Source organism: Spirillospora sp. NPDC047279 (assembly GCF_040643285.1).
Taxonomy (GTDB): domain Bacteria; phylum Actinomycetota; class Actinomycetes; order Streptosporangiales; family Streptosporangiaceae; genus Spirillospora.
Window position 1 is genome coordinate 1 of the sequence record NZ_JBEYUA010000001.1, and the last position, 11345, is coordinate 11345.

Annotated in this window: 12 protein-coding genes and 1 pseudogene; 6 read left to right on the forward strand and 7 right to left on the reverse strand. The window is 67.9% G+C overall.

The annotated features are described in order from the left end of the window. Positions 1–134: 134 nt before the first annotated feature. Complete coding sequence (locus ABZ810_RS00005) at positions 135–908, forward strand: ABC transporter permease (RefSeq protein ID WP_358397144.1); 774 nt, start codon at positions 135–137, stop codon at positions 906–908. A gap of 137 nt (positions 909–1045) precedes the next feature. Beyond that, positions 1046–1171, forward strand: a pseudogene (locus ABZ810_RS00010) (IS481 family transposase); the annotation flags it as partial. A 124-nt stretch (positions 1172–1295) separates the two neighbouring features. On the opposite strand, the gene ABZ810_RS00015 reads toward ABZ810_RS00010, so the two are convergent. After that, a complete protein-coding gene (locus tag ABZ810_RS00015; protein WP_358397146.1) occupies positions 1296–1829 on the reverse strand; it encodes a hypothetical protein in 534 nt (177 codons plus the stop codon). A gap of 143 nt (positions 1830–1972) precedes the next feature. Here ABZ810_RS00015 and ABZ810_RS00020 point away from each other — a divergent pair, with 143 nt between their 5' ends. The 3 genes from ABZ810_RS00020 to ABZ810_RS00030 all read left to right on the forward strand — a co-directional run bounded on the left by ABZ810_RS00020 (position 1973) and on the right by ABZ810_RS00030 (position 5880). Beyond that, positions 1973–2629: a class I SAM-dependent methyltransferase gene (locus tag ABZ810_RS00020; RefSeq protein WP_358397147.1), complete on the forward strand. Its 657-nt coding sequence runs from the start codon at positions 1973–1975 to the stop codon at positions 2627–2629. A 94-nt stretch (positions 2630–2723) separates the two neighbouring features. Then, a complete protein-coding gene (locus ABZ810_RS00025) occupies positions 2724–3380 on the forward strand; it encodes a hypothetical protein (protein WP_358397150.1) in 657 nt (218 codons plus the stop codon). Positions 3381–3576: 196 nt separating this feature from the next. Continuing rightward, positions 3577–5880 (forward strand): ATP-dependent RecD-like DNA helicase, encoded by a 2304-nt coding sequence (locus ABZ810_RS00030; protein WP_358397152.1) that lies wholly within the window; start codon positions 3577–3579, stop codon positions 5878–5880. Between the two features lie 436 nt (positions 5881–6316). Here ABZ810_RS00030 and ABZ810_RS00035 read toward each other — a convergent pair whose 3' ends face one another. The 5 genes from ABZ810_RS00035 to ABZ810_RS00055 all read right to left on the reverse strand — a co-directional run bounded on the left by ABZ810_RS00035 (position 6317) and on the right by ABZ810_RS00055 (position 9924). Continuing rightward, positions 6317–6829 (reverse strand): pyridoxamine 5'-phosphate oxidase family protein, encoded by a 513-nt coding sequence (locus ABZ810_RS00035; RefSeq protein WP_358397155.1) that lies wholly within the window; start codon positions 6827–6829, stop codon positions 6317–6319. Further along, a complete protein-coding gene (locus ABZ810_RS00040) occupies positions 6826–7698 on the reverse strand; it encodes a metalloregulator ArsR/SmtB family transcription factor (RefSeq protein ID WP_358397157.1) in 873 nt (290 codons plus the stop codon). Before ABZ810_RS00040 ends, ABZ810_RS00035 begins: the two co-directional genes overlap by 4 nt. 561 nt (positions 7699–8259) lie before the next feature. Beyond that, the gene (locus tag ABZ810_RS00045; protein WP_358397158.1) at positions 8260–8448 is read right to left on the reverse strand and encodes a DUF397 domain-containing protein; all 189 of its coding nucleotides are present in this window, start codon (positions 8446–8448) and stop codon (positions 8260–8262) included. Positions 8449–8803: 355 nt separating this feature from the next. Next, on the reverse strand, positions 8804–8992 hold the full coding sequence (locus ABZ810_RS00050) for a DUF397 domain-containing protein (protein ID WP_358397159.1): 189 nt from the start codon (positions 8990–8992) through the stop codon (positions 8804–8806). Continuing rightward, positions 8983–9924: a helix-turn-helix transcriptional regulator gene (locus ABZ810_RS00055; RefSeq protein ID WP_358397161.1), complete on the reverse strand. Its 942-nt coding sequence runs from the start codon at positions 9922–9924 to the stop codon at positions 8983–8985. The genes ABZ810_RS00050 and ABZ810_RS00055 overlap by 10 nt, the downstream gene beginning before the upstream one ends. On the opposite strand from ABZ810_RS00055, the gene ABZ810_RS00060 reads away from it, so the two are divergent. Beyond that, a complete protein-coding gene (locus tag ABZ810_RS00060) occupies positions 9923–10324 on the forward strand; it encodes an ATP-binding protein (protein ID WP_358397163.1) in 402 nt (133 codons plus the stop codon). The two genes, ABZ810_RS00055 and ABZ810_RS00060, sit on opposite strands and share 2 nt — an antisense overlap. Before the next feature lie 126 nt (positions 10325–10450). Here the strand turns inward: ABZ810_RS00060 and ABZ810_RS00065 are convergent, their stop codons facing one another. Next, positions 10451–11317: a hypothetical protein gene (locus ABZ810_RS00065; protein WP_358397165.1), complete on the reverse strand. Its 867-nt coding sequence runs from the start codon at positions 11315–11317 to the stop codon at positions 10451–10453. Positions 11318–11345: the final 28 nt, after the last annotated feature.

An 11345-nucleotide genomic window follows, 5' to 3' on the forward strand; every position in this document is an offset into this window, starting at 1 on the left:
GGCATCGAACCCGCCGACCTGACCGTCCACACCCCCGACCTCGACGACGTCTTCCTCACCCTCACCGGCCAGAACCCCACCCAGACCACCGACCACACCACCGGCACCGCCGACCAGGACATGGAGGCTTCCCGATGAGCACCCTCACCCTTGCCACCCGCGACTCGGCCACCATGATCCGCCGCCAGCTCAAGCGCCTGGTCCGCTACCCCGCCATGACCATCCAGCTCATCATCACCCCCCTCCTCCTGCTCTTCCTGTTCGTCTACGTCTTCGGCGGCAGCCTGGGCAACGGACTGGGCGGCGGCCGCGACGCCTACGTCAACTACGTCGTCCCCGGCATCCTGCTCATGGCCGCCGCCACCGCCACCACCGGCACCGCCGTCATGGTCGCCACCGACATGACCGAAGGCATCATCGCCCGCTTCAAGACCATGCACATCTCCCGCGCCAGCGTCCTCACCGGCCACGTCGTCGCCAGCGTCATCCAGCAACTCCTCGGCACCATCGCCCTCCTGGTCATCGCCGCCACCATCGGCTTCCGCCCCAACGCCACCCTCATCGAATGGACCGCCGCCGCCGGACTCCTCATCTTCTTCATCCTCGCCATCACCTGGCTGTCGGTCGCCCTCGGCCTGAAATCCCCCACCCCCGAAGCCGCCAGCAGCGCCCCCATGCCCCTGGTCTTCCTGCCCTTCCTGGGCAGCGGCTTCGTCCCCACCGACACCATGCCCACCGCCCTGCGCTGGTTCGCCGAATACCAGCCCTTCACCCCCATCATGGAAACCCTCCGCGGCCTCCTCCTCGGCACCCCCATCAACAACAACGCCTGGATCGCCCTCGCCTGGTGCGCCGCCCTCCTCACCATCTCCTACCTCTGGGCCAAGAACACCTTCAACAAGGCCTGACCCCATGAACGGGCCGAACAGGGCCGTCAGACCACCCGGTCTGACGGCCCTGACCCTTTTCCGCCCTGGCCCCGCAAGGAAGACCAGACCCTTCCACCGCAGTCGAGCGACCCCGAGCCCATCCCCCATAACCCGAGAACGACGAACGAACTGCCGCCCTGACAGACTTCCTGCACATCCACAACCACCATCGATGCCACACCACGCTCGGCGGTCACCCACCGATCACCCGCGTCGACAACCCTGCGGACCAATACAGCTAGCGGGGTGACACCGCCGTTCTTGCCACGATGAAGCGAAACGACTCACCTTGGGTGCTCCAGATGCGCGTGGGGCGGCCGGAACCGCCTCGTCCACGCGCGAAGACACCCGGGCCGGTCACCCTCACTACCAGTCGATAGACCTGCGGCGAAGCCAGCGCCTGAGCCGTTCGGCCCTGCTGGACGGCTGTGGCGTGACTGGAGCGGGCCGAGGAACGACGGGGAAGCCGGCTCTCCTCTTCGCCTCTTCCAGCATGGACTGGTATTCACGATCCACCGGGCGGACGAGGTCCACATGGCCGTGAAGCCAGATATACCTCCTCGGCGCCAGGGCGGTCGTCGGGGCGGACTGGTTGAACTCGCTGACCACCGCTCGCCAGCCCTCCAGCGTCGCCGGATGGGGCCCGTAGTTGCCAACGGAGGGATTGCCGACCACCAGATACGGTTCGCCTTGATCGCAGCGCAGCTTGAACGCCGTACCGCCGTAGTAGGTGGGGTCACGCACCTCGAAGTGGTACTCGGTCTCGGTCTCCAGCCTGGGCAGATCGCACTCCGGCCGCTTGCTCATCCAAGCATCCACGTCGAAGGGCAGAGGCCCCATGTAACGGCGCAGCCGTAGTTCGCGCGCGGCGGCCAGCAGGACGTCGGCGGAGTGGGTCATGCCGACAGTATGTCCGACAATGCGATCACCCTCCGTGCGAAAAGTCCCGCAGTGGCATCCGACCCTCCTGACGGAGGAGACCTCGACGCACGAACACGGCGCCGACTCCGCCTGCCGGACTACGCGGACTAGGGTCGTCAACCGTGATCGAGTCTTCCTCCCTGGACCACACCCGGGCGGCCTACGACGCCGTCGCCACCCTTTACGCCGAGCTGTTCCGCGACTCGGTCGAAGGCCATCCGCTGGACCGCGCCCTGGTCACCGCGCTCGCCGAGTACGTACGAGCGGCGGACGCCGGGCCGGTGGCCGACCTCGGATGCGGCCCCGGCGGCACGACGGCGCGCCTGGCCTCCCTCGGCGTGACCGCCTTCGGTGTCGACGCCTCACCGGCGATGATCGAGCTGGCCCGCCAGGAGTACCCGGACCTGCGGTTCGACGAGGGGTCGATGTACGCGCTGGACATCGAGGACGGCACGCTGGGCGGCGTTCTGGCCTGGTACTCCATCATCCACACGCCCCCCGAGGACCTGCCGGTGATCTTCGCGGAGTTCGCACGGGTCCTGGCACCGGGCGGTCACCTGCTCGTCGGCTTCTTCGCAACCGACGACGACTCGCCGCACCCGGCCGCCGAGCCGTTCGATCACAAGGTCTCCCTCGCCTACCGGCTCTCCATCGACCACATCGCGGACCTAGCGTCCAAGGCCGGGTTCACGGAGATCGGCCGGCTGCGCCGCGAGCCAGGCGAGAACGAGAGGTTCAAGCACGGCCGTCTCCTGGCCCGCAAGCCGGCGAAGCCGTAGGTCCGGTCGGAGCAGGCCGAGGGACGCCCGGCCGAGTCCCTTGGGTTGGACATGCGGAGCGTGGCCGCACGGCGAGGGCAGGAGAGGCAAGCCGATGAGCGTGCATGGCGTATGGGTGGTCGGCGCGATATCCGACGCCGACTCACGTGACCTGATCGCCCGTTTCTCCGATGTCGTGCCGCAGCACCTTCAGCCCGCGGTCAGCGACCCGGACGACTACGCGGAGTCCCTGTCCTGGTGGGAGAACGGCGGCGACACCGAGGTCTTCTTCGAAGAGGTTCCCGGCCGAACGTGGCGACAGCCGACCGATGCCGCTGACCGGTTCGCCGACCTCGCCCACCTCGCCCACCCGGAGACCAGCAGAACCGAAGAACTCTGGGACGTCCTCCTGAACCTCCTGGACGGCACCGGCCCTGATCATCTGTTCACGTCAGCCGCCCGCAAGGCCAGCCCGGCCGCGGCCCTGTACTACGCACTCGGCGCGGTGACCACCCGCCCCCTGCCCGGGCGCTTCGGCACCTTCCTCCTGACGAACGGCGATCTCACCACGTACGCGTCCGCCATCGACCAGGCACTCGACCTCTCCGGCGCCCGGCGGGACCAGGTGCTTCAGCGGATCAGCACATGGATGCGCGAGATGGGAGACGCCCCCGAGTTCGACGCGGCCTCCCTCGTTGACGGCCCCCTGCACGTCATGCGCCAGGCCGTCGCCTCCGGCCAGGGCCTCGCAGCCTTCACCAGGTGGTACTGACCCCCATCCGCCAGGCTGAGCCCAGGCCGTCACGGAACGGGCATGATCGAGAACTATCGCCGAGCCGACCCGGTTCCTACTGTCGTGACTCTCTGATGAGCTGTACGCGGCGCAGATCAGCGGCTCAGTCCTCGATGGGGACACCGGCACGGCCGCACCGGCGGCCTCGACGAGACCGGCACCAGAGGGGGGCTCATTGTCCGAGGGAGTGACGGCGACCGCCGGGGAGACGGTCGAGGGCGTCGTCGACCACATCTTGCATGTCAGCTTCGACGAGAGCACGGTGCTGCGGCTGGCCACGGGCGGCGGTGAGAAAGAGGTCACCGCGGTGGGCAAAGCGGTGTTCGGCGTACGCCCTGGGGAGAGCCTGCGGCTCCGTGGTCACTGGGTGCGGCATGCCCGGTACGGGGAGCAGTTCCGGGTCGACGAGTGCGAGCGGACCATGCCCGCGGACGAACGGGCGATCCGGCTTTACCTCGCGTCCGGGATGGTCGGCGGGATCGGCCCGGTCCTGGCCGGCGCGATCGTGGACGTCTTCGGCGCCGACACCCTGAGGGTCATCGATGAGGAACCCGATCGGCTGCTGGACGTCTATCTGATCGGCGCCAAGCGGCTCCGGGCGATCGCCGCCGCGTGGCAGCAGCAGAAGGCGATCGCCGAGATCATGGTGTTCCTGCAGGGCCTCGGCATCACCCCCGCGCTCGCCGTGAAGATCTACACCACCTACGCCGAGACCGACGACGATCCGATGGAGGTCGTCCGGACCACGCCGTACCGCTTGAGCCGGGAGGTACGCGGCGTGGGCTTCGTCCAAGCCGACCGGATCGCTCTGACGGTCGGCGTGCCCAAGCATTCAGGCGCGCGACTGCAAGCGGCACTTCTCCACGTGCTCGACCAGGCCGGACGTACCGGCGACTGCCATCTGCCGGCGCCCGTCCTGCTCACCCGCACCCGCCAGTTGCTCACCGACGACGACCCGGCGACCGCCGACCTGGTCTCCACCTCCGTCCTGCGGCACGCGCTGGATCTGTTGCGCGAGGCCGGAGAGGTCGTGACCGAGACGCTGCCGGTGACGGACGGATCCGCCGTGCACCCCGACACCGAGATCGTCATGCTGCCGCAGTGGCATTACGACGAGACCAAACTGGCCGAGCACCTCCGCCGCATCTCGGCAGCCCCCTCCCTGCTCGCGGGACTGGCCGACTGGGACGCGGCCTGCGCGGCTCTGACCTCCCAGGAGACCGCGGGGCTCACCGACGAACAACGGCAGGCCGTGCACACCGCGCTGACCCGACCGCTGTCGGTCCTGACCGGCGGACCCGGCTGCGGCAAGACCCACACCCTGCGCACCCTGGTCGAGCTCGCCGACGACGTCGACGCGGTCGTGGCCCTGGCCGCCCCCACCGGCAAGGCCGCCAAACGCCTTGAGGAGACCACCGGGTTGGCGGCCACCACGATCCACCGCCTGATCAAGCCGGCCCTGGGCGACTCGCTGTTCGACCACGCCGGGCTGCTCGAGACGGCCGACCTGGTCGTCATCGACGAGACCTCGATGCTCGACCTCGGCTTGGCCCGCCGGCTGGCGGCCGCCATCAGGGACGGCTGCCACCTGCTGCTGGTCGGCGACATCGACCAGCTGCCGAGCGTCGGCCCCGGCCTGGTGCTTCGCGATCTGCTCGCCGTCGAGCACGTTCCCCGAACCCGGCTGACCCGGGTGTTCCGCCAGGACGGCACCGGCAGCGCCATCGTCACCAACGCCCACCGGATCCTGCGCGGCCAGATGCCACAGGACGACCCCGCATCGTTCTGGCTGCGCGAAATGGCCGACGCCGGGACCGTCGCGGAACGCGTGGTGCACCTCGTGGCCGAGCTCATGCCCAGCCATCTGGGCGTCCTTCCCTCCGACATCCAGGTCCTCTGCCCCCGAAGGAAGGACGTGGCGGGCATGATCGACCTGAACCTGCGGCTTCAGGAACGTCTCAACCCACCCGCGGGCGGCAAGCCCGAGATCTACTACGAAGGCATCCCGTTCCGCCTCCACGACCGCGTGCAGCAGATCCGCAACAACCCCCACCGCGGCGAAGGCGGCATCTTCAACGGCTCCAGCGGCACCATCTCCGCCCTCGACCCCGAATCCGGCAACCTCACGGTCACCTTCACCGACGGCGATGAGGCCGACTACCCGCTCACCGAACTCGATGAGCTCATCCATGCCTACGCACTCACCGTGCACCGCTCCCAGGGCAGCGAATATCCGTACGTGATCGTGCCCATGCTCAGCGGGGCAGGCATCATGCTGCAGCGGAACCTGCTCTACACCGCCGTCACCAGAGCCCGAAAGGGCGTAATGATCATCGGCCACCCGGACGCCGTGCAGCGGGCCGTGACCACCAACCGCACCGAACGCCGCCGCACCGCCCTGACCCACCGCATCCTCAACGGCACCGCCGGTCGACTGCCCGCCTCTCGCCCCCAGCCACCAGGCCAGCTCCGCTGGTGACACCGCGAGAAGGCACGCTGGAGCAGCTCAGCGACATCGGCTCCCCAAGACCTCTACGGCCCGGAACGCCTTGATGTCGCGTGAGCCGACGCCGCGACCGGTCCCCGCGTCGATCTGCGGCTTGCCGGACCGCGTCAGCGGCGCCGTCCTGCTTGTTCACCGGGTCGGCCAGCGACTGTGTGACGACCTGCTCGGCGGCTGTCACCCGATCTGGCTCGACCGTCCCACCTCCCGCACATCCGATGATCGATCCAACGCGGATCGTAGGTGCCAGGCGAGCGGCGGCCGCAGCCACACCCCCCTTGCTGGCCGCCGGATCGCGTTGGGCTGTGCCGAGACCCGGGCGATTAAACGCGCCGGGCGGGCCACTTGGCGGGACTGGCTGTTGCGATGTGGTCGGTAGGCGTACAGGGAAGGTTCAGGTCCAGGATTCGGTTCACGACCGGCCCCGCTGAGCGAACTCCTCCGGGGCCGTTCCGCCGGGGAACCGGGTGACGAAGTCAAGGACGCCGACCCAGGTCGGCCGGACGGCGATGCGGAACATTGTCGTGCCGGGCCGGTCAACTGCGGCGATGTTCGCCGTGCCCTGTTCCTCACCGGCGTAGCGGCGCTGGGCCAGGACGTATTCGTCGACGATGCCGTCGACGTCGGTGACCTCGGCCCTGCCTCGGATGAGCAGTGCTGCGGGCGGGGTGGTCGGGGCGTCGATCGTGATCGCGATGTCGGGACGGGCCCGTAGGGCGTTGACCTTGAGTCCTCCGAACGTGGACAGCACGACCTCGCTGCCGGTCCAGTGGAACAGCATGGGGAACACGCGTGGCGTTCCGTTCTTTGCCACATAGGCGACGCGGGCGAGTTCGGTGGAGTGGAGCAGCTGTTGGGCGACGTCGGTCTCCAGCAGGCGCAGATCGCCCTGCGGCAGGGGCATCGGATCAGCGAGGTGGGTCATGAGGCGACCACCTTGGCGAGGTTGTCCAGGCACAGGCCCCAGCCTTGGCGGAATTCATCGGACGAGTGCTGGTCGGGCAGCCCGCTGTGAGTCAGGACCACCGTGGTGACACCTCCGAGCTCGGTGATCTCCAGGTCGCACCGCGACCCGGCGGCCGCCTCACCGTCCTGGCCATGCCATACCCAGCCGAGGCGCCCGGGCCGTTCGATCCGCGTGTAGACACCGGTTGCGGTGTACTCGACGCCGTCGGTGTCGCGCATGACGACCAGAAGGCGCCCGCCGACGCGCAGATCGACCTCGGCGGTTGCGGTCTCCCAATCGGGTCCGGCATGCCACCACTTCTTGATCACCTCCGGGTCGGTCCAGGCGTCGAAGATGACCTCTGCGGGCGCCCGGTAGGTGCGCTCGATACGCATGACGGCGGCTGGTGTGGTCGTGTCGGTCACGGTGGTGTTCTCCTTGTCAGCGAGGTGGGCCTCGACGGTGTCAAACATGCGCTCCCACAGAGCGCGCTGGCGGGCAGCCCAGTCGACCGCGTCGATGAGCGCCGACGGGTTCAGCACCAGCCGATGGGTTCGGCCGACGACGCGCCGTGCGACGACGCCGGTGTCTTCGAGGATCTTCAGATGCTTGGTGATCGCCGGCTTGGAGACGCCCAGGTCCGAGGTCACCTCGCCGACCGTCGCGGGGCCGCTCCCGAGGCGTTCGACGATCCTGCGGCGGATCGGGTGGGCCAGAGCCCGGAACGGATCGTTCACCATACGGTGAACTGTACACCATATGGTGAACAAAGAAGTGGGCCGCCACGCTCTCAGGCCGGGAGCAGCCACCAGTCGGCCGTGACCACGAGCCCCCTCCCAGCCACCCATCAGCACATCTCATGGCCGCAGACCACTACTGATCTGGCCACCGGCATCGCCTTCCTGCCGGCGACTGATGGCGACTCTCACCCCAGAAAGGTCAGCACCATAGACAGATGATCATGAAATCTGGAACCGGCTGCCCACGAGCATGAGCACGACCGACCAACGCCACACCAGCCCGCTCACCTGCAACTTCAGGATGGAAGCTTCTCAATGAGGTCGCGCGACATGTTGCCTGGAAGCGCTCTGTTCCGAGGATCGGCTAGGACGCGCGATGCCGCTGCCAGGTCTGTGGGGTCATCTATCGTGAGCCCTCTGTAGCGGTTCCATCGAACGTCGCCGCACCGCCCTGACCTGCCGCATCCTCAACGGCGCAGCCGGTGGGCTGCCCGCCCCCTGTGCCCAGCCGCCAGGCGGCTAACTCCGATGGTGAACTCCAGCACGAGGAGGCGCGCTGGAAGTGATCAGCGATCGTCGACTCCCCAGACCCATACGTATGGCCCGGGAACGCCTTGATGCCGCGTTGGACAGCACCGTGACCATCGATCTGCGGCTTGCCAGATGGCGTCAGTGCGTCTCGGCGGCGGACTGGACGGCGGTCCGCAGGGCCGCGCGGGTCAGCAGGAGGACGGGCCCGTCCGGGTCCTTGCTGTCCCGCACCGCCACCGCCCCGAACGCGTCCGCCAGCTCGATGCACTCGGCCGCGTTCGAGCCGCTGTGGCTGCTCTTACGCCACCTCGCGTTCGTTAGGTCCATCTCTCTTCAGCCACCTTCCTGATCAGTTCACACGACATCTGTTTCGTGAGTGCCTGCGAACGAAGAGCGACCAGGGTCCGCGCAACCGCAGACAGGTCTGCGGGGTCGTTGGTCGTGAGCGGACGGGTGGCTGTCTCGATACCACCCTGACCCACCGCATTCTCAACGGCGCCGCCGGTCGGCTGCCCGCCTCTTGCCCCAGACGCCAGGACAACTCCGATGGTGACACCGCGAGAAGGCGCGCAGGAGCAGATCAGCGACTATGGGCTCCCCAAAGGGCCCATACGGCCCGGAACGCCCTGGATGTCGCGTAGGACAGCGCCGCGACCATCGATCTGCGGCTTGCCAGATGGCGTCAGTGCGTCTCGGCGGCGGACTGGACGGCGGTCCGCAGGGTCGCGCGGGTCAGCAGGAGGACGGGCCCGTCCGGGTCCTTGCTGTCCCGCACCGCCACCATCGCGGCTGCCCCAGCCAACTCGACGCACTCGCCGCCGTTGTTCAGGCTTCGAGTCGCTTTACGCCACTCGGCCTTGCTCAGGTCCATCGTTCTTCGGCCACCTTCCTCATGAGGTCGCGCGACATGCTGCCTGGAAGCGCTCTGTTTCGAAGATCGGCTAGGACGCGCGATGCCGCTGCCAGGTCTGTGGGGTCATCAGTCGTGAGCCCTCGTATAGCCGTTTCCACGTAGGCTACCTGGCTCATGTCGGCCATCGTAGCGATCACGAAGCTGCTGCCGTTTCCTCCATGTTCGCCGCTGCTGAGCACGATCTGGACTGTCACGTTCGGGTGCTCGCTCTGTGCCAGTAGGTGCTCGAGTTGCTCCCTCATCGTTTCGGCGGTACCAACCTGCCGGTAGAGCGCCTGCTCGTCTATCAGGAAGACGATCGTGGGCGCGCCCTCCTTGTGGATGATCTTCTGTCGTTCGAGCCGGGCGGCCACCGCTTCATCGTTGCCGTTCAGAATTGCGGCTGCATAAGACGGAGACTGCGCCATACCGGCGATGACGCATAGCTGGTAGTACGTCAACTCGATCGCATCGGCCTCTATTTGCGGCCAGTCGAACCAGATCGGGACAGGATGGCCATCCTTGTTCAGGTCCTCCCAAAGGCTGATCAGTGCTCCGGCAGCCTCCAGATAAACGTCCACGATCTCTACGAACGATCGTGTAGCTCGCTTCTTCCCTGCCTCGATCCTGCTCACCTGAGGACCGCTCACCTTGGTGATGTGGGCGATGGTCTCCTGCTTGATGCCCTTGGCCTCGCGCATCCGCCGCATCTGGCGGCCGAAAGCGATGAGGGCGGGGGACTCCCGGGGGCGTTGGCGTCGTGGAGGCATGACCCTTACCTCTCGGCGGTATCTGTCGAGCCGGATATCACGTCTACCGCTGTCTGCCACCTTGAAGCGGTAGACGCATCGTAGCCAGAAAATGGCGCACTGTGTGCTGTAGAACACACACGGTGAGGAGATGTAGATCATGGGCGAGGCGGCGCGTCACGAGAACGAGATGGTGGTGAAGCAGGACCTCAAGGTGGTCGCGGAGGTGCGGCGGTTCGTGCGGCTGGTCACGGGCCAGTGGGGCATGGACGACTTCGTTCCGTGCCTGGTGGCGAGCGAACTGGTCACCAATGCCCTCCAGCACGCCTCGTCCGTGCCGGACGACGAAGTGATCCTGCGGTTGAGCCGTACCGAGGACGGCGCCCTGTGGATGGAGGTTCAGGACGCCGCCCGCGACCTCCCGCGCATGCTGGCGGCGGACACGACCAGCGAAACCGGCCGCGGCCTCTTCATCGTCGACCGGTACGTCCGTTGCTGGGGTGTCCGCGCCTTGGCCGACAACGTCGGCAAGGTCGTCTTCGCGGTCATCGACCGCTCATGAACACCACGCGCGAATCCCTGCGAGCCGTTCTCCGTTGATCTCCGACAGAACAACCCCTGACTCGACCACCGAGGGGGTAAGGGGGCCGTTTCCCGCGCGGGCATCATGACATCTCGTTCCGGCCTTCTAGGGAGACTGTGTGGGCGGGCCGAATCTGAGGTAGAACCCCGGGCTGGCGTACTTGGTCCAGTCCGGGTTGTAGTACGGGTTCGGGGAGGTCGTGGCCGGGGTCGGGGCCGGGGTCTTCTTGGCCGGCGTGGACGGCTCGCGCTTGGGCTCGGTACCGGACCGGGGCTTCGGGGTGGAGCCGGCGCCGACGCGGGTGCTCGGCTGCGTCGGCCCGGGCTCGGGCTGCGGGGTTTCGGATCGCGAGGGGCTTCGCGTGGGGTTGGTCGAAAACGGCGGCGAACTCGACGGGGCGCCGTCGGCCGACCCGGCCTCGGGGGGCGTCCGGCGCGACGGTGACGCGTCGTTCGGCAGCACGAGCCAGACGAGGGCGGCGCCGGTCACCATGCCGATGGTCCAGGCCAGGAGGGGCAATCGCTTCCTTCTCTTGCGCGACGGTGCCTGAAGGCGGTGTCGCGCGGGCCGGTCCTCGGACGGCGCGGGCTGCTCGTCCAACGACAGGGTGGCCGGGGCCGGAACGGGTCGGAGGGCATCGGGCTCGGCGAGCGCGTGCCATGCCTCGTTCCAGCGCTCCGTCTCGATCGCGATCGCCTCGTCGGAGTGCTCGCCGCCGGCGTGCATGCACGCGGTGACGAAGGCGGTGACGAAGGGGAGGCGCGGCAGGCGCTTGCCCGAGAGGTTGTCCGACAGGGTGCTGACCGGGAGCGCGCTGGTGGACCTGCTGCCGGACGCCGGGTTCGGGTCCGCGCCGGCGAGCGCGTTCAGGGTGCGGAGCGAGGGCTGTCCGGCCCAGGCGCGGAGCTGCCGGAGCGCGTCGAGGAACTCCTCGGGTGTGGTCGCAGACCGTGGTTCAGGCCGATTCTGCATCTGAATGTCTCCAGGGCCGTTCATGTGT